Source organism: Mesorhizobium sp. Primo-A, assembly GCF_003997175.1.
GTDB classification, from domain to species: domain Bacteria; phylum Pseudomonadota; class Alphaproteobacteria; order Rhizobiales; family Rhizobiaceae; genus Mesorhizobium; species Mesorhizobium ciceri.
The window spans coordinates 189,163-212,744 of sequence record NZ_RZTG01000012.1 but is presented as its reverse complement, the minus strand read 5'-3'; the positions used below and the strand labels follow the sequence as shown (position 1 = coordinate 212,744).

The 23,582-nt window shown below is 58.3% G+C and carries 26 protein-coding genes and 1 pseudogene; 12 read left to right on the top strand and 15 right to left on the bottom strand.

Annotated elements, in window-relative coordinates:
- The first annotated feature begins 7 nt into the window (after positions 1-7).
- Positions 8-793: a DUF1499 domain-containing protein gene (locus EOC83_RS22930; protein WP_013532738.1), complete on the top strand. Its 786-nt coding sequence runs from the start codon at positions 8-10 to the stop codon at positions 791-793.
- Between the two features lie 31 nt (positions 794-824).
- On the opposite strand, the gene EOC83_RS22925 is transcribed toward EOC83_RS22930, so the two are convergent.
- On the bottom strand, positions 825-1,733 hold the full coding sequence (locus tag EOC83_RS22925) for an MBL fold metallo-hydrolase (protein ID WP_013532737.1): 909 nt from the start codon (positions 1,731-1,733) through the stop codon (positions 825-827).
- A 117-nt stretch (positions 1,734-1,850) separates the two neighbouring features.
- Between EOC83_RS22925 and EOC83_RS22920 the strand changes: the two genes are divergently transcribed.
- A complete protein-coding gene (locus EOC83_RS22920) occupies positions 1,851-2,441 on the top strand; it encodes a biotin transporter BioY (protein ID WP_027164125.1) in 591 nt (196 codons plus the stop codon).
- A 92-nt stretch (positions 2,442-2,533) separates the two neighbouring features.
- On the opposite strand, the gene EOC83_RS22915 is transcribed toward EOC83_RS22920, so the two are convergent.
- Positions 2,534-3,046: a hypothetical protein gene (locus EOC83_RS22915; RefSeq protein ID WP_244514275.1), complete on the bottom strand. Its 513-nt coding sequence runs from the start codon at positions 3,044-3,046 to the stop codon at positions 2,534-2,536.
- Positions 3,047-3,052: 6 nt separating this feature from the next.
- A pseudogene (locus tag EOC83_RS33600) lies at positions 3,053-3,106 on the bottom strand (Fic family protein); the annotation flags it as partial.
- A 482-nt stretch (positions 3,107-3,588) separates the two neighbouring features.
- Between EOC83_RS33600 and EOC83_RS32860 the strand changes: the two are divergent.
- Both EOC83_RS32860 and EOC83_RS22910 read left to right on the top strand, forming a co-directional pair.
- Entirely contained in the window at positions 3,589-3,741 is a 153-nt protein-coding gene (locus EOC83_RS32860; protein ID WP_158515784.1) for a hypothetical protein, read from the top strand.
- Positions 3,741-4,766, top strand: coding sequence for an NAD-dependent epimerase (locus tag EOC83_RS22910; RefSeq protein WP_063167688.1), 1,026 nt, complete (start codon positions 3,741-3,743; stop codon positions 4,764-4,766). The genes EOC83_RS32860 and EOC83_RS22910 overlap by 1 nt, the downstream gene beginning before the upstream one ends.
- Before the next feature lie 22 nt (positions 4,767-4,788).
- Here the strand turns inward: EOC83_RS22910 and EOC83_RS22905 are convergent, their stop codons facing one another.
- The 6 genes from EOC83_RS22905 to EOC83_RS22875 form a co-directional block, all read right to left on the bottom strand.
- Complete coding sequence (locus EOC83_RS22905) at positions 4,789-5,082, bottom strand: hypothetical protein (protein ID WP_013532734.1); 294 nt, start codon at positions 5,080-5,082, stop codon at positions 4,789-4,791.
- Positions 5,083-5,088: 6 nt separating this feature from the next.
- Positions 5,089-5,298: a hypothetical protein gene (locus EOC83_RS22900; RefSeq protein WP_013532733.1), complete on the bottom strand. Its 210-nt coding sequence runs from the start codon at positions 5,296-5,298 to the stop codon at positions 5,089-5,091.
- An 11-nt stretch (positions 5,299-5,309) separates the two neighbouring features.
- Complete coding sequence (locus tag EOC83_RS22895) at positions 5,310-5,489, bottom strand: hypothetical protein (RefSeq protein WP_013532732.1); 180 nt, start codon at positions 5,487-5,489, stop codon at positions 5,310-5,312.
- 558 nt (positions 5,490-6,047) lie between these two features.
- Complete coding sequence (locus EOC83_RS22885; protein WP_013532730.1) at positions 6,048-6,758, bottom strand: SOS response-associated peptidase; 711 nt, start codon at positions 6,756-6,758, stop codon at positions 6,048-6,050.
- A 192-nt stretch (positions 6,759-6,950) separates the two neighbouring features.
- Positions 6,951-7,730 (bottom strand): thermonuclease family protein, encoded by a 780-nt coding sequence (locus EOC83_RS22880; protein ID WP_244514276.1) that lies wholly within the window; start codon positions 7,728-7,730, stop codon positions 6,951-6,953.
- Positions 7,731-7,779: 49 nt separating this feature from the next.
- Positions 7,780-8,205 (bottom strand): calcium-binding protein, encoded by a 426-nt coding sequence (locus tag EOC83_RS22875; protein WP_224674090.1) that lies wholly within the window; start codon positions 8,203-8,205, stop codon positions 7,780-7,782.
- Positions 8,206-8,282: 77 nt separating this feature from the next.
- Here EOC83_RS22875 and EOC83_RS33290 point away from each other — a divergent pair, with 77 nt between their 5' ends.
- From EOC83_RS33290 to EOC83_RS22840, 8 genes are all read left to right on the top strand, one after another.
- A complete protein-coding gene (locus tag EOC83_RS33290; RefSeq protein ID WP_244514277.1) occupies positions 8,283-9,032 on the top strand; it encodes a hypothetical protein in 750 nt (249 codons plus the stop codon).
- Positions 9,025-9,513 (top strand): O-antigen ligase family protein, encoded by a 489-nt coding sequence (locus EOC83_RS33285; RefSeq protein WP_244514278.1) that lies wholly within the window; start codon positions 9,025-9,027, stop codon positions 9,511-9,513. The genes EOC83_RS33290 and EOC83_RS33285 overlap by 8 nt, the downstream gene beginning before the upstream one ends.
- Before the next feature lie 143 nt (positions 9,514-9,656).
- Positions 9,657-10,538: a glucose-1-phosphate thymidylyltransferase RfbA gene (rfbA, locus tag EOC83_RS22865; RefSeq protein WP_013532727.1), complete on the top strand. Its 882-nt coding sequence runs from the start codon at positions 9,657-9,659 to the stop codon at positions 10,536-10,538.
- The gene (rfbC, locus tag EOC83_RS22860) at positions 10,539-11,093 is read left to right on the top strand and encodes a dTDP-4-dehydrorhamnose 3,5-epimerase (RefSeq protein ID WP_127325984.1); all 555 of its coding nucleotides are present in this window, start codon (positions 10,539-10,541) and stop codon (positions 11,091-11,093) included. It abuts the gene before it with no gap.
- A gap of 22 nt (positions 11,094-11,115) precedes the next feature.
- Positions 11,116-12,186 carry a dTDP-glucose 4,6-dehydratase gene (rfbB, locus tag EOC83_RS22855; protein ID WP_013532725.1) on the top strand — a complete coding sequence of 357 codons (1,071 nt, stop codon included), beginning with the start codon at positions 11,116-11,118 and terminating at the stop codon, positions 12,184-12,186.
- Positions 12,183-13,070: a dTDP-4-dehydrorhamnose reductase gene (gene rfbD / locus EOC83_RS22850; RefSeq protein ID WP_013532724.1), complete on the top strand. Its 888-nt coding sequence runs from the start codon at positions 12,183-12,185 to the stop codon at positions 13,068-13,070. The genes rfbB and rfbD overlap by 4 nt, the downstream gene beginning before the upstream one ends.
- Before the next feature lie 94 nt (positions 13,071-13,164).
- On the top strand, positions 13,165-13,914 hold the full coding sequence (locus tag EOC83_RS22845) for a class I SAM-dependent methyltransferase (RefSeq protein WP_063167689.1): 750 nt from the start codon (positions 13,165-13,167) through the stop codon (positions 13,912-13,914).
- A gap of 172 nt (positions 13,915-14,086) precedes the next feature.
- Positions 14,087-14,869: a sulfotransferase family 2 domain-containing protein gene (locus EOC83_RS22840; protein ID WP_064995165.1), complete on the top strand. Its 783-nt coding sequence runs from the start codon at positions 14,087-14,089 to the stop codon at positions 14,867-14,869.
- Here EOC83_RS22840 and EOC83_RS22835 read toward each other — a convergent pair.
- Genes EOC83_RS22835 through EOC83_RS22810 form a run of 6 tightly spaced genes read right to left on the bottom strand, consistent with a single transcriptional unit; the run spans position 14,855 to position 23,224 of the window.
- Complete coding sequence (locus EOC83_RS22835; protein WP_013532722.1) at positions 14,855-15,550, bottom strand: class I SAM-dependent methyltransferase; 696 nt, start codon at positions 15,548-15,550, stop codon at positions 14,855-14,857. The two genes, EOC83_RS22840 and EOC83_RS22835, sit on opposite strands and share 15 nt — an antisense overlap.
- 32 nt (positions 15,551-15,582) lie before the next feature.
- Positions 15,583-17,034: an ABC transporter ATP-binding protein gene (locus EOC83_RS22830; RefSeq protein WP_013532721.1), complete on the bottom strand. Its 1,452-nt coding sequence runs from the start codon at positions 17,032-17,034 to the stop codon at positions 15,583-15,585.
- Entirely contained in the window at positions 17,024-17,818 is a 795-nt protein-coding gene (locus tag EOC83_RS22825) for an ABC transporter permease (RefSeq protein WP_013532720.1), read from the bottom strand. The genes EOC83_RS22830 and EOC83_RS22825 overlap by 11 nt, the downstream gene beginning before the upstream one ends.
- Entirely contained in the window at positions 17,815-20,625 is a 2,811-nt protein-coding gene (locus EOC83_RS22820) for a glycoside hydrolase family 99-like domain-containing protein (protein WP_013532719.1), read from the bottom strand. The genes EOC83_RS22825 and EOC83_RS22820 overlap by 4 nt, the downstream gene beginning before the upstream one ends.
- Positions 20,625-21,509 carry a class I SAM-dependent methyltransferase gene (locus tag EOC83_RS22815; protein WP_013532718.1) on the bottom strand — a complete coding sequence of 295 codons (885 nt, stop codon included), beginning with the start codon at positions 21,507-21,509 and terminating at the stop codon, positions 20,625-20,627. Before EOC83_RS22815 ends, EOC83_RS22820 begins: the two co-directional genes overlap by 1 nt.
- Positions 21,506-23,224 (bottom strand): sulfotransferase family protein, encoded by a 1,719-nt coding sequence (locus EOC83_RS22810; RefSeq protein ID WP_013532717.1) that lies wholly within the window; start codon positions 23,222-23,224, stop codon positions 21,506-21,508. Before EOC83_RS22810 ends, EOC83_RS22815 begins: the two co-directional genes overlap by 4 nt.
- Positions 23,225-23,582: the final 358 nt, after the last annotated feature.

The window sequence follows — 23,582 nt, the reverse complement described above, 5'->3', positions numbered from 1 at the left end:
GCAATCGATGGCAAGTATTCCTGAACGGCAAACGTCGAGGGCGGCCGGATGGTCGCGGCGCACGGCCGCTTTTTCGTTGGTGCTGCTGCTGACGGTCTTTGTCGGCCATCGCTTCGATCTCGTCGAAACACCTGTCTTTCTGTGGGTGCTCGGCATTGTCGCGCTGCTGGCGGCGATGGCGCTGTTGTTTGCCGGGTTTGCCTTTTCGCGGCTCTGGAATTTCGGCGACCGCGGCGGTCGCGACCTGACGGTCGGCGCGCTGCTGGCGCTGCTGGTGCTCGCACCCTACGGCGTCGCCGCCTACTGGGCGACGATCTATCCGCCGCTCAGGGACATCTCGACGGATTTCGACGAACCGCCGGCGCTCGACGTGAGCGACCGCAAGAAGGATATGAACGTGCTTGCGCCGTCGACGCCTGGGGAACAGCGGCTGCAGACCGATAGCTATCCGCTGGTCAGCGCACGCAGCTACGACCTGCCGTTCGAGACTGTCGTCAATGCCGTCGAAACCGTACTCGACCGGCGCGACTGGGATCTATCGGAACCCTATCCTGATCTCGCCGGGCAAAGCGAGGTGACCATCACCGCCGTCGCCAAGGGCTTCGTGATCGGCCTTCCCGCCGATGTGGCGATCCGCGTGACGGACGATGGCGATACGGTCATCGTCGACATGCGGTCGGCGTCCCGCTACGGTCGCTACGACCTTGGCGACAATGCCGCGCGTATTGTCGATTTCCTTGCCGAGCTCGACCAGGAAGTCGCCGGTCAGGTTGGCGCCGCGCCGGCCGAGTGAGGCACGGGCACTTGGCAGTGGGCTGCGTTGCCTATCCGGCCGGCGTGAAAATGCCGTCGATGGCCGGTGCGGCATCGGTCACAACCAGACCGCGCGCCGTCAGATCCTCGAGATGGGCAAGCACCGACAATCCGGCGGCGCCATGCAGCCGCGGATCGGTATCCCTGTAGATCGCCCTGACCATGTCGGGAATCGTCCGGTCGCCTTCTCTGACCCGCTCCAGGATGGCTCGCTCGCGCATCTTGCGGTGCGTCTTCAGCCCGCGCATGAAAGCGCGCGGTGCCGTCACCGGCCCGCCATGTCCGGGCAGCAGCAAGCGGTCCTCGCGGTCGATTAGACGGTCCAGCGAGGCCATGTAATCGGCCATCGCTCCATCCGGCGGGGCGACGATGGAGGTTGCCCAGGCCATGACATGATCGGCCGAAAACAGGATGCCGGTTCCTTCCAGCGCGAATGCCGCATGATTGGCGGTGTGGCCCGGGGTCAGAACCGTCCTGATCGACCAGCCGTCGCCATCGACCGCCTCGCCGTCGGAAAGGGCGATGTCGGGAACGAAAGCCATGTCTGCACTGGCGTCGAGCGCATTGGTCTCGCCGATGTGCAGGGCTCTTGCCGGCCGGTGCGGCCCCTCGGCCAGCACGATGGCGCCGGTGCGCTCTTTCAGCCGGGCCGCCAGCGGGGAGTGGTCGCGATGCGTATGGCTGACGAAGATATGGCTGACTGGCCGGCCTGCGATCACTTCGAGCAGGGTCCGCAGATGCGCCTCGTCATGCGGCCCCGGATCGATCACCGCCAGCGTATCGCGGCCAATTATGTAGCTGTTGGTGCCGTGAAAGGTGAAAGGGCTTGGATTGCGGGCCGTGATGCGCTGGACATCGGGCGCGACGCTCACCCCCTGGCCATAGAGGGGGTCGAAGCCGGTCTCGAACTTCAGTGCCATGCATCGGTGCCTTGTTTGGGGAAACGGCAAAACCGATTGCCGCATAACACGCAAGCCAATATAGGAGGATGTGAGGCCGCGAACATCTGGTAGCGGCAATCGGATTGGGGAAATACCATGGCAATTGCAACTACGATGCGTCCGCTTGTTTCTCTGGCTCTGCCGCAAAGCGGCGCGGCGCGGCTGGCAACGCAGCTTTTCCTGGCCATCGCCGGAACGCTTGTGCTGACACTGTCGGCCAAGACCAAGGTGATGCTCGGGCCGGTCGACATTTCGATGCAGACGCTGGCCGTGCTGCTGATTGCCGCCGCTTTCGGCATGCGTCTCGGCGTCGCCACCCTGCTGCTCTACATGGCCGAGGGCGCCATGGGCTTCCCCGTCTTCCAGAGCACGCCTGAAAAGGGTCTCGGCATTGCCTACATGCTCGGCTCGACCGGCGGCTATCTCGCCGGCTTCGTGGTCATGGCGGCCATTGTCGGCTGGGCGGCGGATCGCGGCTGGGACCGCCATCCGATCAAGCTTTTCAACGCCATGCTGGTTGGCGAAGTCGTCATGATGGCGATGGGCTTTGCCTGGCTGGCGCTGCTCATCGGTCCGGAAAAGTCGTGGCAGTTCGGCGTCGTGCCGTTCATCGTCGGCGACCTGATCAAGGTGGCTCTCGCGGCAAGCCTGGTGCCGGCCGTCTGGACGCTGCTCAAGCGCGGCTGAAGCCCGAGCAGACCAGCGGCTTGAGCAATCAAGCCTTGGCTGGCGTGGGGTGATTGGCGGATTTCAGCGTGGCGTCTGCCAAGTAATCACACTTAGGTTTCTGGAAACAGCTTCGGAAACAGTGAATCCAATGCGTTGGCCGGAAAGCGTATCGACACCGGACCTTTGGGTGTTTCCGACGCCAACAGACCGAGCGCGATCACCTCATTGAACACGCGACGCGCCGTGCGTTCGGGTAGTCCGCTAATGCGAGACGCTTCGCCGCGTTCAAATTCGCCGCGCATTAGCGCTTCCTCCAGGAGGCGGGCGGCTTCGGGTTTGAGGCCACTGCGCTCGACGTAGCGACGCAGCCGCTTCGCGAGCGTGTCGAGATCGAACAAGCCGGTCATAAAGTTCACCTGATCGATGCACACCTGCATGAACCATAGCGTAAAGTCGCCGAGTGCGCGCTCGGAGAGGTTGCCCCGTCCGTCGAGATCACCCTGGCGGGGCATATCGGCATGATCCATCATGCGCTTGTAGTCCGTGCGGCTTTTCACGCCGCGCGCTAGACCGCGTGAGATCGACCACAGCCCGTGCGCGGCGATCCCAGCCTCATGGGCCATGGCGTGGCTCATCAAACGGCTGACGCGGCCATTGCCGTCGGGGAACGGGTGAATGTAGTTGAAACGCTTTCTTCCATGTCTGGCCGATCTTGGCTTCTGCTAAATACGTAATTATAAAGATATATTTCGAATTTGCCCGGATGTTTGGCCGATCTTATGGCCGATGATCGGTACCCTCCGCCGGCCATACGCATCTGATTAGGTTGCCGTCCCGACGACACCAACATACAGCTGCTTCGGAACGCAATATCTCCGCTCTCTAGATCGATCTGTCTCGGCTCCCAGGCGACTTGCCAAGGGGTTGATCGCCGAAGCGGTGCTGGAAATTACATCGCATTATTGGCCCTATCGTTCGGCGTTGGTGCGTTGCAGACGGTATCTTTTCAATCGCATAAAGCAATGCTGTTGATCAAAAGTTCCCGCACTGTTGATCCGAGAAATAGATGCTTGCTGGAGCAGCCGCGCTGTCGTAGCTCTTGGTCGTTGGCAGTCGGATTCTGGTGATGGGGGTGGCCTTTGAGGAAAATGTCCGGACCTGAGGAATGAAGGACATTGACGTCGTTATCGTGGCCGTCGGCCACAGGCAGTTCCGCGCTCTGGGCGTCGACGGCCTGCAGGCTCTTTGCAAGACCCCCGGCGTCATTTACGACATCAAGGGTCTGTTTCCCAGGCATGTCACGGATGGGCGCTTCTGATGAAGGTTCTGGTCACCGGCGCGGCCGGCTTCATAGGGTATCACGTAGCCAAGCGGCTGCTGGAGCGCGGTGACGAGGTCGTCGGCATCGACAACGTCAACGACTACTACGATCCGGAAATCAAGGAGGCGAGACTGCGGCTCCTGGACGAGGCGAGCCGCAAGACCAATGCCGGCTACCATTTCATCCGCGGCAATCTCGCCGACAAGAGCGTGGTCGACGCCTGCTTTGCCGACCACGCATTCGACCGGGTGATCCATCTCGCCGCCCAGGCAGGGGTTCGCTACAGCCTGGAAAACCCGCACGCCTATGTCGAAAGCAACATCATCGCCTACACCAACATGCTGGAGGCCTGCCGCAACAGCGCCGTCGCGCACCTGACCTATGCCAGCACCTCGAGTGTCTACGGCGCCAACACCGACATGCCGTTTTCCGAGCATCGTCCGGCCGACCACCCGCTGCAGTTCTACGCCGCGACCAAGCGCGCCAACGAGCTGATGGCGCACAGCTACAGCCATCTGTTCGGGCTGCCGACGACCGGGCTTCGCTTCTTCACCGTCTATGGCCCCTGGGGGCGCCCGGACATGGCGCTGTTCCTGTTCACCAAAAACATCCTTGCTGGCGAGCCGATCAAACTGTTCAACAACGGCAACCACACGCGCGACTTCACCTATGTCGACGACATCGCCGAAGGCGTGATCCGTGCCAGCGACAGCCCGGCCACGGGCAATGCCGCCTGGGACTCCAGCCGTCCGGATCCGGCCACAAGCAGCGCCCCCTGGCGCATCTTCAACATCGGCAACAACAACCCGGTTAAGTTGACCGCCTATGTCGAGGCGCTGGAAAACGCGCTCGGCCGCAAAGCCATCGTCGAACTCTTGCCGCTGCAGCCCGGCGATGTGCCCGATACCTTCGCCGACACCTCGGCGCTGGAGCAGGCGGTCGGCTACCGCCCGACGACGACAGTGACCGAGGGCGTCGGGCGGTTCGTCGAGTGGTACAAGGCGTATTTTGCGCGGGCATAGCGGAAGACGCCGGGTTTCATGCTCAGATTTTAAATGGTGTCTCGTTGCCTTCGTCAAGCTCTAGCGGAACAGGCAGATAAGCATTGGCAATTAGCCAGTCGCTGACGATCGTTTTGATCAAATCGGACTTGGAAACTTCCATCTCCGCTGCGATTCCAAAAAGTAATTCGTCTGTTCTCGTGCCCAGATCGACACCGGCGACGTTTCTAAGCATCAGGGCGGCCCTACGAAGTACAATTTGAAGGTCGGCGCGGGATATGTCCGCTATCTGGTCGGCGGCGCTCTCAAGCTCTCCTGCAAAGATCAGGCGGCTCATTGAAGGTCACTCCAGCACAGGCGGAGTAGGATCGTACCCGATTGAAACTATCCCCGGATGCCGATGGGCGATGGCGAGTATCTGGGTCTCAAGCTCACAGTTGTAGGCCATGAGCGCCTTCACGGTCTCAAGAGGGCTGTCGTAGCGGGCGATCAGCTTCACCGCTTCAGAGTGCAGTTCGGATTTGGCTTCGGTGTCGAAGTGCATTGTGCCCATGGTGCCTACTCCTAACGCGTCGCGCGGCGCTGCGGGGTGAGTGCGTCAAGTCGTTCCTGAAGGTGCCCGTTGAGCACGATCATTTCCTTGAGCGCTTTCATCACATCACCCTTGTGGACTGCAATGAAATCCTCGGCGTGGGCCTGGAGGGCAGCCTCCTGGCGGCTGTTCAGTGTCACAATTCGATCCATGGCATTACTCCATACGCTGCATGGGCGTAGTGAACAAAAAGGGAACATAAATGTCAAGAGTGAATTGACTCGGCGAGGAACTCATTCCTATTTTTGGCTATGCCGGAACAGAGCAGACGACCGCGCCGCCTTGTCCAGACCCTGTGCCGAGCGCATGAGGTTGGTCAGCTAATCCGTGTCCGGTGCATCAACTGCAACATTACACGCCACTATCTCCCCGGGGACCTCGCCAAATTGGTGGGGGACATTCCGTTTTGGGACGTTGACCGGCACATGCGCTGCGAGCGCTGCAAACGCCGCGAGCTTGATGTGGACATTCTGCTGCCAAGCGCATCGGAGGGCATGAAGATACGCGTGAGGCGACTTGTTGAAATCCGCATGGTACGACGCGTGATCTGGAGGGATGAATAACTGGCGCTAACAGCCCAACATTTCAATCACGTGCCGCCGATTTGCTTAGCGCCGCTTACGACGAAAAAACATCACGACCAAGATTGTAAGAAAGATGGCAATCGCAAGGCCCGGTGCAACGTCCGAGAGTATCCGAAGGCCAGCCATCTAGAACAACGAGCCTTGGCTTGGCGGTACTGGTGCCTGCTCGGGAAACTTGATCTGTGTGGCAGGCTTCTCGACAATCACAAGAGCATCATCCGGCGCTGTGCGTTGTAGCCGCTTCGCTTCCGACCATGGCGCTGTCAGCCAAGTCTCTGTTTCCTCTTGCGTCCTCAGGATCACCGGCATAGCTTTTTCATGGATCGGCTTGATGAGGGCATTGGGCGCGGTCGTCATGAAACCGTAAAGCTCGAAATCGCCGGGGCCGTCCTTTACCTTGCGGACCCCATGCCATGGCGTCCAGAGGCCAGCGAAGAAGAATAACGGGCGGTCCTCATTGAGCGCGAACCAATAGTTCCGCTGAATGCCTGTCTCGCGGTCTTTATCGCCGGGAGTTGGGCTGGGCTCTGCGAAGCTTGTTACCGGCACCACGCAACGGTTCTCGACGCCGACATACTGTTGCCAATGGCTGTACTGCGGGTTGCGAATGTTGGTAGTGCCGTAGTCAGCCTTGCCCTTGACGCGCTCGGCCGGCGTCGGCATTCCCCACAGGAGATTGGCTAGCTCACGGCCTTCAGGGGCGTTACGCACCACTGGGCCGGGCTGGTTGGGATAGATGTCAACGGACGGTTCAAGGTTGCCTAGGATGTCCCGCAAAGTCCGGGTCCACTGGCGGACCGCCTCTTGTGACGTGGTGATGTTGTAGAGATTGCACATGCGGTGAATGTGCCTAGCAGCGAACCGATCAGCAAGCCCCAACGGGGATATCCTGTTGCGACTAGCCCCGGTAATAGATCACCGTAGGATCAAACCAGTGTACCCGTACCGACCAAAAGAGAGAAAGAGGGGCTCCAAACCGGAATTTCTCGACTGTTGGGCCACTGACCAGTCCTCCGTCGTTCTCGGTATTTAGCAAAGCGTTTCGCACGCAATCCCGTCACTATCGCGATCCAGCCTGCCGCCCCATGAGCAGTTGCTGAGATACCATTGGGCTTCAGCGCAAGAGCTTATCTGAGAGCATTTACGGCGAGGCTCGCACGAATAGCCTTGTGACTGAGCCTGACGGCCTATGATACCGAGAGGCTGATTGGCCGCGGGCTGCGTATCTTCGGCGTGCTCGGCGCGCCACGTCCATGGGTCTTCGAAGAAGCCTTTCCACAGGCCGAGCTTGGCAGCCTTGGCGACCGCTTGTTGGGATGCATAGCCGCCATGGCTGTATTTGGGCCAGTCGAGGGCCAGCCCATTCTTGACGAGCCAGGCCGCCACGTCGGCTCCGTCCGCCCGGTAGCAATTGCCAACGAAGCGTCCGTATTGATCCCAAGTGACAAACTCGCATCGTAAGGGCTTCGATTTAGCCATGAATTTTTCGAGGGAAGTTTTGGCCTGCCATCCACATGAATACCGAAAGTGCTTCGCATCCTCGCACTGTTGATCATACTCGGGTGCGTCGATGCCGTTGAACCGAACGCGCGTCCCATTGATCTCAATTGTATCGCCATCAACTGCCGATGCGCGGCCTTGAAGCACTTCCCCGTTGGTTTGCTGACTGGGTGCGGCCGGTTCCTCGACCTGCCGTGTAACGCTCTGGGTGAGATTGCTGGCCTCCGGTCTGATCTCAACGGTGGCCTTTGGATTTGGCGAGGTAATGCCCGGTCTCTGGTACGGAACGGGATAATAATACGCGGCCAACGCAATGACTGCGAGCCAGCCTAGCCCTCCTTTCCTTGTTCGAGACAACCTATTTTCCCTCGCACCCAATGCCGTCGCGATCACCATCGAGCCCGTTAGGATCAGAGCCTGTGATCTGCACCCCAGGGGCAACCACTGCATTGTTTCCGCTGCCGCCTGCACAGTCCAAATCAGCGCTACGGGCTCGGGTCGCACCTCGGTATCCGTTGAAGACTGCCACCGCGCGCGCTCCGTCGCCTTCAATACGCGTGTTTTGGCTATTCGGATTGAACGGATCGACAGTTTGCAAAAGCATATTTGAGCGGTTCGCATCGCCGGCAGCGAGCGTCACCGAGTCATAATTATTCAAATAGTCGGCAGTGCAGCCTGAGATGAACGCAACAACTGTTGCGGTCGAAAACCAACGCCAATTCATGAAGGTATCCCCCGACACCAAACCCATCATGCACCTTTTGAATTTTGTTGTCGAATCCACTCTCTAATCCGTTTGCCTTGTGACTGGGCGTTTCCCATACAAGGCGCCGGGAGTGCTTTATTGGGTAAGGTCGATTCTTGAGCTATTGGGTATTTTTGGGTATTTTTTTAGGTATGGCCATGAAGATCGGTTTCCTGCAAATCACCCCTGAAACCCTTGCTTTGGTCTCGGAGATCGACGAATTCAAAGGGGCCGTGTTCTGTTTTCAAATCGTGCCGCTGCCTGCCGCCCTGTTGAGCGGATTGCGGCCTGAGGTTCTACTTGCAAATCCGTGGCTGAGCGGTGAAACCGGGCTGCGTTTCGTCAGTGTCGGCGTGGGACGTACGATCGAGTGTCTGTTGTATTTCGTGGCGATGGCTGCATTCTTTCTGAGCGTCACCCGCTTGCGCCCAGATCAGGTCTACGGCCTTCTGCCCTTCTTTTTCATGGGTGTCATCTGTAACGGATTGGCTGCGGCGATCCAGTATTCACTCTCCGATACGGTTGCCATACAGGGTTTGTTGCCGTTCACGATCAATGCGGGACTGTTTGCCAACCAGAACCATTTTTCAGCTTTGCTCTTCGTCTCCATCCCCTTCGTTGTCTACTACGGCCTGTTTCGCGGGCACCTTCTGTCCGGGTCGCTCGGCTTGATAACGCTGCTGCTGTTGCTTCTGGCCGCCGGTTCGCGCGCCGGTATTCTGATAGGGCTGGCGATCACCATGGTATCAGTCGTCTTTCTGTCCGCGCGCTCGAGGCTGGGCGGGTATGGAATACCCGCTGTCTTCATCGGGCTTTCACTCTACACGATCGGGGGCGTGGACGAAGATCGATGCGGAAGTGGTTGACCCGGCCTTTGGACGGGCCGAATTTGCCCGCACGACGATCGCGGGAATTGAAGAGAACTGGGCGACGGGCGTCGGCTTTGGGAGTTTTCCGAAGGTCTATCAGATTTACGAAAAGGGAGAGATGATCTTCAAGCCCTACGTCAATCACGCCCACAATGATTATCTGGAATTGGCACTTGAAGGTGGCGCTCCTGTTGTCTTTCTGGTCGCAGCTTACGCGATATTGCTTTTTGCGTTTTCCGTTACGGCACGGCGAGATCCGCTGCAGAAAATGGCGTTTCTCTCAGTATCGTTTCTGCTCGTTCATTCTCTGGTCGATTATCCCTTGCGAACGGCGGCACTGGCGATGACCTTCGCCTATATGAATGGCGTTATCTTTCACAAGGGACTTGCTGAGCGGCTGAGCCAGAGAGGCGAGTCGACCGCCGCCCATGATGACAATCTGCTTGTTCCCGTCAGGCCGGCCCTGGCAAGACGATAGCAATGCGTCGCCTGAATTGGCCATGGATTGGCGCCGGATCGTGACCCAGTCATTTGACGAACGCCGAGATTGACAAGCCAGTGCATGGAACCTAAGCACGGGCGGCTAGGGCCGGGGGGTTCAGGCATGTCAAGGAGAGCTTCTTGAAAGGAATTATCCTTGCTGGAGGCAGTGGAACGCGTCTTTATCCACTAACATTAGCAGTCTCTAAGCAAATTCTGCCGATATACGACAAGCCGATGATCTATTATCCGCTGAGCGTTCTGATGCTCGCGGGTATCCGAGAGATTCTGATCATTTCGACGCCGCGTGACCTGCCGGTTTTTCGCGATCTGCTTGGCGATGGATCGGAGTTCGGGCTCGACCTGTCCTATGCCGAGCAGCCGCAGCCCAACGGGCTGGCGGAAGCCTTCATCATCGGCCGCAATTTTATCGGCAAGGACAACGTGTCGATGATCCTCGGCGACAACATCTATTTCGGCGATGGGCTGTCGCAGCTTTGCCGCGACGCTGCCTCGCGCGAAAAGGGCGCTTCGGTGTTCGCCTATCATGTCGAGGATCCCCAGCGTTATGGCGTGGTTTCCTTCGACAAGGCCACGGGAACGGCGCTGACGATCGAGGAAAAGCCGCAGGTGCCGAAATCCAACTGGGCGGTCACCGGTCTCTACTTCTATGACAACGATGTCGTCGACATCGCCCCTGCCATCCGTCCCTCGGCGCGCGGTGAGCTCGAGATCACGGCGGTCAACAACGTCTACCTTGAGCGCGGCCAGTTGCATGTGCATCGGTTGGGGCGCGGCTATGCCTGGCTCGACACCGGCACCCATGACAGCCTGCATGAGGCCTCGTCCTTCGTGCGCACCATCGAGCACCGCCAGGGCATCAAGGTCGCCTGTCCCGAAGAGATAGCCTTTGAACAGGGTTGGCTGACTGTGGACCAGGTTCTGCGTCGCGCCGATCACCTGGGCAAGAACGAATATGCCGCCTATCTGCGCCGGCGTGTCGTCGACCTGTCGGAGGCCTAGGTGCTGGAAGTCAGGCCCCTTGGCATCGATGGCGTTCTGGAAATCGTTCCGAAGCGACATGGCGACGCGCGCGGCTTCTTCGTCGAAACCTACAATGCCGAGCGCTTTTCGCAGGCCGGCATAGACTTGGCTTTCGTGCAGGACAATCATTCTTATTCCGCCGCGGCGGGCGTCTTGCGAGGGCTTCATTATCAGCTTGCGCCGCGCGCCCAGGACAAGCTGCTGCGCGTCATCCGGGGCAGCATTCTCGACGTTGCGGTCGACATTCGCCGCAGCTCCAAAACTTTCGGAAAATGGGTCGCTCTCGAAGTGTCGGCCGAAAAGGGCAACCAGATTCTGGTGCCGAAAGGCTTCGCGCACGGCTTCGTGACGCTCGTGCCCGACACCGAGGTCCTGTATAAGGTGACCGATACCTATTCGCAGGCGCATGACCGGTCGATCCGTTTCGACGATCCCGCCATCGGCATCGAATGGCCGTCATTGACCGGCGGGTTCCCGCTCTCGGACAAGGACCTGAAGGCGCCGCTGCTGGCTGCCGCCGAGGTGTTCGCCTGATGGGTTATTTGAGGACAGCGGCATGAATTTTCTGGTGACGGGCGGTGCTGGCTTTATCGGTTCGGCGGTATGCCGGCATCTATGCGCCAACCCGGCCTATCGGGTGACCAATCTCGACAAGCTGACCTATGCGGGAAACCTGGCCTCGCTGCGGCCGATCGAGAACGCACACAATTATCGCTTCGCGCAGGCCGATATCTGCGACGAAAGGGCCGTGCTCGACATCCTCCGGCGCGACGATATCGACATCGTCATGAACCTTGCCGCCGAGAGCCATGTCGACCGCTCGATCGATGGGCCGGGCACTTTTATCGAGACCAACATCGTCGGCACCTACAAGATGCTCAATGCCGCGCTGGAGTACTGGCGCGGCCTGCCCGAGGACAGGAAGAGCCATTTCCGCTTCCATCATGTCTCGACCGATGAGGTGTTTGGCGATCTTCCGTTCGATGGCGGCATGTTCGTCGAGGAAACGCCCTACGCGCCATCCTCGCCCTACTCCGCCTCGAAAGCGGCCTCGGACCATCTGGTGCGGGCCTGGCACGAAACCTATGGCCTGCCGGTCGTGCTTTCCAATTGCTCGAACAACTACGGACCCTATCACTTTCCCGAAAAGCTGATCCCGCTGGTCATCCTCAATGCGCTCGACGAAAAGCCGCTGCCGGTCTATGGCGCCGGCGCCAATGTGCGCGACTGGCTGTTCGTCGAGGATCACGCACGCGCGCTGGAACTTGTCGCGACCAGGGGACTGTCCGGCGAAAGCTACAATGTCGGCGGCAATTCCGAGCGGACGAACCTTGGCGTCGTCGAGACGATCTGCGATCTGCTCGACAGCAGGCGGCCGCGGGCAGGGGGCAAGAGCTATCGCGACCTGATTTCCTTCGTCACCGACCGCCCCGGTCACGATCGCCGCTATGCCATTGACGCCTCGAAGATAGGCCGGGACCTGGGCTGGACGCCCAATGAGAATTTCGACAGCGGCCTCGCCAAGACCGTCGACTGGTTTCTCGACAACAAATGGTGGTGGGGACCGATCCGCGAGCAGCGCTACGCCGGTGAACGGCTGGGCGAAGCACGCAAGGGGGCGGCGTGAGGCTGGTTGTCACCGGACGCGACGGGCAGGTCGCGGCAAGCCTCCTGGAGGCCGCCCAGGCGGCCGCCGGCGTTGAGGTCATCGCCATTGGCCGTCCGCAACTCGACCTTGCAAGACCCGACACGGTGATCGAAGCCATCGCGGCCGTGAAGCCGGATATCGTCGTGTCGGCTGCCGCCTACACGGCGGTGGATCAGGCCGAGGACGAGCCCGATCTGGCATTCGCGGTGAACGCCGTCGGCGCCGGCAAGGTGGCGCAAGCGGCGGCGCTGCTTGGCGTTCCCGTCATCCATCTATCGACCGACTATGTCTTCGACGGCACCGCCCATGGCGCCTATGTCGAGACCGACGCCACTGCACCGCGCAGCGTCTATGGCGCCTCCAAGCTTGCCGGCGAACAGGCGGTTGCATCGGCCAATCCGCGCCATCTGATCCTGCGCACGGCATGGGTCTACAGCCCGTTCGGCAAGAATTTCGTGAAAACCATGCTGCGGCTGGCCGCTGACCGCGACGAGATTTCGGTTGTGGCCGATCAGTGGGGAAATCCAACATCGGCACTTGATATCGCCGACGGCATCTTTCATATGGCGCGGCACCTCAAGGCGGACCTGAAGTTTGCGGAGTGGGGCGTCTACCATGTGGCGGGCGACGGCGACACAAATTGGGCCGAGTTTGCACAGCGCGTCTTCGTAACGAGTCTGGAAAGGGGCAGGCCGTACGCTGCGGTGCGCGGCATTTCGACGTCAGACTATCCGACGAAGGCGAAACGTCCTGCGAATTCACGCCTCAACTGCGGTAAAATGGCCGCTACGTTCGGCTGGCGGTGCAGATCTTGGTACACCGCGTGCGACGAGGTGGTTGAGCGGCTGACGGCCCGTTTGTAGGACCTTGCCAAAGTCATCTGATTGCAGTGTCAGGCCACGATGATACGAGCGGCAACCACACAGATCAATATCGACTCGCCTGGAGTACTTGCGAATGAAGGATGCCAACCACGGACCAGATGTCGTCGGGAAAAGCTACCTAGAGACGATCGCCGATATCCACTCGGCCCTAAGGCCGCGATCCTATTTCGAAGTTGGAGTCCAGTTTGGAAATACTCTTGAGCTGGCCAAGTGTGAAACGGTAGCGGTCGATCCCTACTTTGTCTGTGCAAAGAACATCATTGGCTCCAAGCCCCGCTGCTTTCTCTATCAGCAGACCAGCGACGATTTTTTCAAGAAAACGCGTCCGAGCAAGATTTTGGGCAAGCCTGTAGATTTGGCCTTTCTAGACGGCATGCATCTGTTCGAGTTCCTCCTGCGCGACTTCATCAACACCGAAAGAGAGTGCGCGGAAGGCTCAATCATTCTGCTGCACGACTGTCTCCCTCCCGGCTACAAGATGACCACCAGGGATATGAAAACGGCGATCGAACCTGCTGACAACAACTTTCCAGGGTGGTGGGCAGGTGACGTATGGAAGGTAGTTCCCACCCTGCTGAAGTATCGTCCCGATCTATCCGTGACTGTCACGGACTGCGCGCCGACCGGGTTGGTCGTCGTTACCAATCTCAACCCCGAGAGCACGGTTCTGCAGGACGCCTATGATGATATCTTGAAGACATTCAAAGCTGACAATCGGGACGAGTATGACGACTATTGGAAGTCGGTCAAAATCGTTCGTGAAACGGCGCTCAATATCGCGGCAAGGCACCGGCCGTTCGACGGATGCGGAAAGAGTTCCTGATATGGAAGCGATGGCCGAGCGGGTGACTGGGTTGGTCTCGTCTGCCCCCCGCGCGCCCGCTCCTATAAGTCGGAAGATCGCATCTTTTCGAAAGGCGACAGCCCAATTGACTCTGCGACGCTGTCAGCGCAAGTAGGTTTTCACTTTTCCGTTATCTGGATGTGATACCTGCATGATACCTGCTCTATTCCTTCATATTCAGAAGACCGCCGGGACGTCCATACTTGCAAAGGCATCCGAGCTGTATGGTCGAGAAAATTGCTGCATGCACGGCGATTATCTCAGCCGCACACCGGAACAACTCGAACCCTTGATGATGGTATCCGGCCATTTCGGTTTCGATTACGCTGAACGCTTCATGACGGGACGTTACAGCTTTACCTTCCTCCGGGATCCCGTTGAACGGCTGCTTTCATATTACAGCTACTGTCGTGGCGCGACGAGAGATGAGTATGAAATCAATACGTTGGCACATGACAACGATGCTGAAATGTTCTTTCGGGCAGGAGAGACGGCTGACTCCAAGTTCGCTTCGCACATGTGGAATCATCAAGCATGCCAACTGGCGTCGGGCTGGGGCGCCTCGTTGGTCGGCAAGAGCGATATCGAGCCAGGCGGGTTGCCGCCGGACGAGCTCCTCGATCGGGCCAAAGCCAACCTAGCTCGCTTCGATTACGTTGGGCTGGTGGAGAATTTCGAGGCCGACAACGCCGCAATCTTCGCCGCGCTTGGCGATACATCGTCGAACGTTTTCCGGATCAACGCAGCGCCGGTCCGAACGATGCGAGAAGAACTGCCGTCATCGACCCTGGACCTGTTGGCGACGTTGACCGAGATCGATCAGCAACTCTACGGCTGGGCGGTCCGATGGCGGGCGTCAGCGTATCAAACCCATAGAGATGGTACTGCGGCGGTTGCCGAATACGGGGCACGGCGTGCGTCACGCCGTGGCTAGCACGAAGCAGCGCTGGCTTCGAGGATGATCGAAGCGAACTTCTCTTTCGATGTGCCAGCCTGTCGATCCCGCCATAAACTCAATGTCGGCGACCTTATAATGATACGGGTCCGCGTCACCGTAAGTGGTTATGCCGCCTCTCGGATGTGAGATAGGCCGCCACAATGGCAGGCCATCATCACACACAAAAAAAGTCGCGAACAACCTACCGTCAGTCGCCATTGTCGGCCGAAGCTTCTCAAGGCAAGTTCGAATGAGGTTGATTGGCAGGTGCGTGAACAGCGACAAGGCCAAGGCGTAGTCGAACGTGGTACCCAATTTGCCAACGTCAAAATCACCGGTCACCAGCAGATTGGCCCGCGGCACTTTGTTGGCCAGTCCCAACGGCGCCAGTTCCCTGTCGTATCCGGCGTCCATGATGCTAGCATTTATGTCCGCGCCGAAATAATTACCCGCGTCAAGATAATTGGCGAAGTGGACCCCGCCCCGGAAACTGCCGCAGCCAAGGTCAATCAGCCTGTGACGGGGCTGCAGGCCATTATCGACCAGCAAGTCGAATTGCAAGCGGCCGATTTCATCCCACATTCCACCGATGATCTGGCGATGGTCGCCTGACTCCATCGCTCGGGCGATGGCGTCCGTGCGATGATAAGCGCTTGGAAGTCTTTGATCGTTGGTCATCGAACGGTGCCCCGAATGGATGCGGAACAAATTCAGGCGGCTGCAATCTTGCGAACTAGGGGCGTGTCCGAGGTCAAATCAGCGGGGGTCAACTTGAAGGTCATTCCCAGGCTGAAGAAGCCGTAGTCAATCTCATCCGGGGCCGGCATAACCTTGAAGATCACGGCATCAAGTATGCGATGAAGGTATTGTCTTTCAAAATTTGCATTCCCCATCGCTCCAACGTTGATGAAATAAACTCCGGCCCGTAGCAGGCACTTAAACTCAAAGTTGACCTGCACAGACTCGCCTACCCCTAAGCTCTTCAGCCGAAGATCCGGCACCCGATCAGTATTTCCCCCACACAGTTCCACACCGTAAGGGGATTTGAACAGGGTGCCAAACGCGAGATCGTCGACGTCCGTGGTTGCAGTGAAGGTATATTGCACCGCGTAGACACAGCCTTGGGTCAGCACGTTGACCATTTCCCCACCGGTGTTGACAATCCGCACGTCGGCAATGCGCCCACCAGTCTCTTCATAGGGCGTGATGGTCTGGCTGGTAAGCGCAGGGTCCCAAAAACCATCATCAACGATCTCCGACTGTTCGGGTCTCTGCGTCGGCAACTTCGTCGCTGGTGCATGATTGCCAATCACCGGCGGGCCGTCCGAATCGCTAGTGCCGGCAAGCGTCTTGATCTCTTCACGCACTTGTCTGGCCTCTTCGCCACGAAGATTGACAAGCCGCTGATATTGGCTGGCCACCCGCTTGGGTGTGCCCTCCAATATCTTCTCGCCGCCATCGATGAGAATTGCGCTGGTACACAATTGAATGATCGTCTGGGCGCCATGCGAGGTAAACAGGATAGTAGCTCCGGCGTCCTTGATCTGCTCGATGCGGGCCATGCATTTGCGCTGGAACGCCTCATCGCCCACCCCAAGCGCTTCGTCGACGACCAGGATGTCGGGATCGACATTGATCGCGGTAGCGAAGGCAAGTCGCATATACATGCCGGACGAATAGGTCTTGACGGGCTGATCGATGAAGTCGCCGATCTCCGCAAATCTTTCGATCTGCTCGAAACGCCAGGCCATCTCCTCCCGTGGGACGCCGAGAATGGAGGCATTGAGGTGGACATTCTCACGCCCGGTGAATTCGCGATTGAAGCCGGCACCGAGTTCAAGCAAGGCCGCGATCCGGCCGTTGACTTCAACCGTACCGCTGGTCGGTGGAAGCGTTCCGCAGATCACTTGCAGCAGCGTGGATTTTCCCGATCCATTACGGCCAATGATGCCAATCACTTGGCCGTGGCCGAGTTCGAAGGAGATGTCGTTGAGAGCCGCGAAGTCCTTGTAATAGCGGCGGGGTTGCATGCCCACTAAACGTTCCAATCGCGGCACGATCATCTGCTTGAAGCGGTCTTCCGGCCGCTCGAACATCGTGTATCGCTTGGTGACGTTGCGAACCTTGATCGCAAAGGGCCGGCTATCGCGCTCAGATGACATCGGCAAATCCCCCTCGTGTCTTCTCGAAGAACAGCCTGCCTAGCAGCGCGACGATCAAGGCAACGCAGAAATAGGCGGCCAGCGCCCACCATGAAGGCAGGGTATCCATGAGGACGACGGCACGGAAATTTTCGATCGGCACCGTCAGCGGGTTTAAAACCACCCAGGGCCGAAGCCATTCCGGCATCGATGTTCGGGGCGTGAACATGGGCGAGAGAAACATGGACGCCGTCAGAACCGGACCGATCATCTGGCTGATGTCGCGAAAATAGACCCCCAGAGAGGCCAAGACCCACGCAATTCCCTGCACCAGCAGGACGAAAGGAACAATCGTAAGGGGAGCGAGCAAGATATAGAGCGACAGGCTTCCGGTTATGATCAGGGTAAAGACCAGCAGCACGGCCAGACTGATTCCGAGTTGCACCATCGCGGAACCGGTGACCACCGCCGGCAGAATTTCGATCGGAAAGACGATCTTTTTCACGAAGGTCGCGTTGTTCAATATAGCCCCCGTCGATTTGGACAGAACCTCGGCATAGAAGTTGAAAAACATGAGGCCACAAAACAGGGCAAGCGCAAAGAATCCGACGGAGTGGTTCTGGTTGGCACCTGCGGCGGCCCATTTGACGCCGAACACGGAGCCAAACATCAGGGTGAAAACGGAAAGGGTGAGCAACGGCGTTAACAGCGCCCAACCAATCCCGAAAAACGAACCCTTGAACCTGCTGCTCACGTCCCTGCGAACAAGATTGGACAAGACCTGAAAATCGCGCTGACTAATCATCGGGTGGCCTTGTGTAGCTCTTTTATCGCCTGATCGATGTGGTCCATGGCCACTTCAACGTCAACCGTGGACTGCATGGCATAGGTCTTTGGCTGCCACGTTTCAGATGATCCATTAGAGTCACATAATATGACATTGTAGTCGAACTTCTTCAGGGCACAGATACGGCTGATCCATAATTCGACTACTCCGCCGCCGGCACCCCAGAAATTGATCCAGGCGTCGGGCATCAAGTCGAAAACCACCGTTCCCGCCTTCGACCATATCAGGTTGGCAAAGGCGGACCCATGCGCTCCGACGATAATTTCGGCATCTGTGAAAAGGTCGATCTGGTCCGAATAAGCCAGCACGGCCGGATCGATGACCTTGAAACCACGCTTGACCAGCGCAGCCTGAAGCGCGGCTTCGTTGGCTATCGTCCTACCGGAATTTGTGGTTTCGCTTGAACGCCCGAGATATATCCGTCTGGCACGATAGTCTTGAACCGCCGGGGGAAGCACGAGCGTTCGCGACATCAGATCGGCTGTTTCCGGATGCGGGAAGAACGTGGTGAACGTGGTCAGAGCATTGGAGACAATGGCCGAACGGAACTTGTAGACAGCGGTGCTGGCCGCGTCGAGGATAAGAAAATGGTGTGGAAGGAAGCCCCAGACCGACAGCATCCTGATCAACCATTTTGGCGCTTTCGTCGACAGGACAACACGCAACCGCTCAGCAATGATCTCATCACGAAACGCCAACAATTGTGGAACCATATCAAAGACCACATGGCCGAACGCTTGGGAGTAGTGCATGGGAATGATCACGTCCGCATCGATCTCGGTCGCTGTTTCAGCCTTCAGATGCGCGCCTGCATCGTCTTCCACCAAATATTCAAGCTCTGTCACTTGCGACCTGACATAGCGGTAGATGCGCATCGTTTCGGCGATGACCTGGTTGTTCCGGGTGACGAGAGCCACGGCGATCGGATGCGCCACACAATTGTGAAACCGACCGAACCGCAATGGCGCTGCCTCATAGGGAACCGTCTTCAGCATGCGAGCGAATTCGTCGCCATTGACCACGCCTTTCGCGACGTGCAGTCGCGGAGCTAGTTCAGCCTCGACGTTGCAGGGAGAGAACGCGGTCCAAATGCAATCCTCGTTCGAAGTGAGCATTTCTTGTTTGCTCGACGCCACCCTGCCAATGGATTCGAGCGAAACCTCCTGGACATCGTGCCCTTCCAACTGGTGACGACTAGAGGCCATCGCAACCTGGTCCGGGAGATCAGCGATTACTTTTTTTTTTTGCGCCGGCTCGGTTGCAGAGGACGGATTAACCACGCGTTTCGCGGCACGATAGGCAAAGCGGACGGCCTTGAACATCATTGGCCTGTCGTAAAGCCGGTGCGCCACCCTGAACTTCAGGGGCACCTTGATCGAACCGGGTTCAGGCATCGTCAGGACCGCCGGGCTCGTCGTCGTCAGCTTCGGCTGAGGTTGCTCAACCGCTTGGGCGTCCCGCGCCTTTTGAATGCTTCTCGCCGCAGTTTCCGTGATTTCGCGCTGCGGCTCAGGAGCGGTTTCATTCCCGGACTGCAAGCGGCTGGCTTCCTGCTTGAGCAAAGTCACCTTGCCATCGAGGTCAGCGACTTCCCGGATTTTTGCGGCACGGAGCTTTGCGATTTCGGCGTCCCTGGCTTCCTCGGGGATCGCCGCTAATTGCTGCCTGAGTTCGAACCGCACGCGTTCCGGCGCAACGTCGTAAATATCGTCAACCATCGACATGCCATTTTTCACGCGAAGCGTGGCCTCCAGGAACCCCCGGCCGTGTCTCCGGTCTGGTTCGAGATAGCATCCCTCGGCCCATTCGTTCCAAGCATTGATGAAGACCAGTTGATCGCCTTCCGCGCGATTGGCGCGCGTCAGCGAACTCGATCCCCGCAGCCAGCGCTCATAATTTGCAACGGTGGAGCCAAGAACGATCAATGAGCGATTCTTTACCCGGGCCGTATTGTCCCAATCGGGGAAAACGGTTCGATAGATCCGCTTGCGGCTATGGTCCCTCGATAGGAAATCGCGCGCAACGTTGGCATATTCGACCGGGTAGCCTTCGAATGGCTTATAGGTCGGCACGATCTCCTTCACACCATGGAATTTCATGTTGTGCGGCGGGAACTCGACGCCTGCGTCGAACTCATACTGCTCGTAGTCGTTATTGCCGTGAACGAGCGCGTTCACGATGTGAATTTCGCCGATACCCATCTTGCGGCAATGCTCCCGCCAGCGCTTACCTGCGGCCTTGGCGTCAGGAAGATGCTGCGGCCGGTAGACGACCAGCAACGGCTTGCCATCGACCCGCAGATAGCGGGGATCCTTGAAATAGGGAAAGAGGCTTTCGATGAAGCGCAACTCCCAATCCGGACCATAGGTCTGCGCGATTAGAACCTCGTGCTCGGCGGCGTCCCATCGGCGGGTCCAGTTTTCGTTCGCCCAGCACAGGCAGAAGCCCATGTCGATGCTCTTGTCGGTCAGGAAAGCATCGACCGGCTTCTCCATCAGCCGGTGGCCGTCGAACCAGTAGTAGTGAAAGCAGAAAGCGTCGATCCCGTGCTCCCTAGCGACCTCGGCCTGATCGCGGATGGTGTCCAGGACGCGAAGGTCGTAGTAGCCGAAATCGGTCGGATAGCGCGGTTGATTATGGCCATCGTAGAGCGGCTCCGCCTTCGCAACGTTGGTCCATTCGGTGAACCCTTTGCCCCACCATTCATCGTTCTCGGGGAACGGATGGAACTGCGGCAGATAGTAGGCAACATAACGCAGCGCCATTATCGCATGCTCAGGATCGACTTCACGATGCGACGGCCGGTCGGGCCGAGCATGCGGCCAACCATCGTTCTGAACGTCGGTCGCTGCTGTGGCGAATAGTGTGGCGGCGGGACAAACGGCAAATTCGAAACAGGCTTGCCGATTTTCGGGGGCGCGCGATCGAGCAGGACAAACTCATTCTTCGGCGAGTTCGCCAGTTCTGCCTTCACGACCGTCTGATAGATCTGCGAATAGGCGCCGAGTTCCAAAGCTGCCCGGACTTGTTCGGGCGTTTTCTTCCAGTTCTCGGCGAACTCTGTCATCTCGGGCGTCCGCACGACAAAGAGCGCGTCGACGATCTTCAGATTGGCTTGGCGGAAGAGGTGCTGAAGGTTCTTGGCGCCAAAGAAGCGGATATGTGTGCGATCGAGAAGGCCCCAGTCCCGGTAGTCGACATTGTCATCAAGCATCATCGCCATCATTGCGGCATGATTGGCGTTGGGGATCGACGAGACCACGCTGCCGCCAGGCCGCAGATAGCGGGTGACCTCCCTCAATGTCTCCCAGGGATTGACCAGATGCTCGAGCACATCCGCGATGACGACGGCATCGAAGCGTCGCTCACCGAAGACCTCGCCCCATCCTGGCGTGTTGAGATCGCCCTGGACCGCGTCGACGCAAAAGCTCTTCAGGATCGGAATGCAGTTCGGATCATATTCGAGCGCGGTAACCCGACAGCCGTTCAGAGCTATCAGTGGCTTGGCGATCGACCCCGGTCCGGCGCCGATTTCGAGGACATCCTTATCCCTGCCGACTAACCGCAACACATTTGCCGCAGCCGTGTCCGAATTCGGGTCGACATCGAAAACGTAGATATCTGCTGATGTCTTCTGTTTTGCGCTCACTTATCCGTGCCTCGTGTGTCTGCGCCAATCTTTCGGATCGGCAAAGCAAGCTTTGACAATGCTTTCGCAACTTTCCACGATTTGCTCTCGTGGATAAGCGTTAGCTCGCGCGCCGCTGCCTGAAGGCTTTCCGTCACGGCCGCCAATTGGCCTCTCAGGGCCGAAACGTCAAGGCCCTGCTTGTCGTACTGCTCGGTGAGCGATCCTAAATCCGCTTGGAGAGCTGACATCTGGCTGACATGCTTTGCGATTTCCTGTCTCGCATCTGTGAGTTGTGCCGAGCGCGTTGAGAGCTCGGCATTCAAGCTCGCGATCTCATCGATTCTCGTGGCCAACTCGCTTGACTTGGCGGCGATCTCCAATCGCAGTTGTTCTGCTTGGTCCCTCAGGGTCGAAACGTCCAGGCCCCGGCTGTCGTACTGCTCGGTGAGCGATCTCAAATCTGCCTGGAGAGCTGACATCTGGCTGACATACCTTGCGATTTCCTGTCTCGAATCTGCGAGTTGCGCCGAGCGCGTTGAGAGTTCGGCATTCAAGCTCGCAATCTCACCGATCCTTGTGGCCAACTCGGTGGCCAACTCGCTTGACTTCAGTCGCTCTGCTCTTATCTCACCCTCGACCGCCTGCCCTTCCATTGGGTTCTGGTCCTCAACCATCGCTACGATCTTTGATTTCAACGCATCGCGTTCCGCGCTAAGTTGATCGACTTGAGACATCAGCGCCCGGACATTGCCGACCAGTCTTAACTCTGTGGCGGCGTAATCGGTTGTCGGCGCGAGGCGCGCCTTGGTCTCACGCGCCAGCAATTCGGCAAACATGACTTGGCCAGCCGGCAGCCAACTGTCCTCAAATTCGTCATAGATTGCATCGAGTTCGGCGGTCGCTGCTGGCGAAGACGCGTCTTCCTCGAGGTCGAGCATGGCAACATAGGCTCGCTTGACCAGATCCGGCACGCCATCATTAGCCATGAGCAAGTCGACGCTCGCCAGATGGTGCTGGTGATCAGTCGACAGATAAGCTGCAATTTCTTTCTCGACAGAGCTAATCTTGCGCGGCCATTCGATCGAAAATCGTTCTGAGATCTTCTCCAGGGCAGGCCCGAAATCTCGAACCATCGACTCGTACGACAAGAAGACACGAGGTGAATTCCTAGTGCTTCTCTCGGAGGCCAGAACGTAGTTCAGCCAAACGAGGGAGGCGAATCCCAGATCCATTCCGTCGCGCTTTGCCAGCGATTTGGCGACCGACAGTGGATTGCGAGTGATCGTTACATAGTCAGTCTTGTACCTGAGCGATGTAAGCAGTTGCTGATAGATCGGCACAATGCGCGAAATCCGCGGCTCCTTGAGCACGATCGTTGGCATGCCGCCATATTCGCCATCGAGTAGGCGAGCGATCTCGTCGTGGTAGAATCTTAACCGGCTTGCCGACAGTTCCTCGACCCGGACCGGCCTCCAATCGTCCCACCGGCTACCAAGTTCGAGCAAGAGCTGCTCGTTCAGCAGGGCCAGATGCAATGGTTCCCAATAACCTGTCCGGTTGCTTTCGTCGGCGGGAATCAAGTTCTTTGGTGGAGCAACACCCAGCAGTTGAAGCACGCCGGCCAACGCGCTGGTGCCGGACCGATGCATGCCAAGAACCATCAAGCAGGTGCGCTCGCCCTGGCTTTCTCGCTTTAACTTCGAACTCTTCATTGTCGTCGCGGCAACAGCCATAATTGTATCCCATGGATGGGCAAGCCACAGAGCTGGCTTCTGCGATCATGAGCCTTGCCTGTACTCTACGCCGGTTTTGGAAGCTGCAACCGAGTCATTACGTCTCTGAAGGCCGTCCCAGTATGGAAATGGCCAGCGTGCCATCATGTCGCGACATGTTATGACTATAATGTGGCGCGCCCGCGCCCCACCTCTGGTAGCTTTGTCCTCTGCACGCACTCGACCCGCAAACTTGGCCTTCATAGCCATTTCGACCAGTTGCGTCGTAGCGAGGTCGAGAGCAGAGTCAATTGCGGCAAAACCGAAACAACGCTGACGCGGCGGCAGTGTCCAAATCGCAACGCACCGATCGGACTCC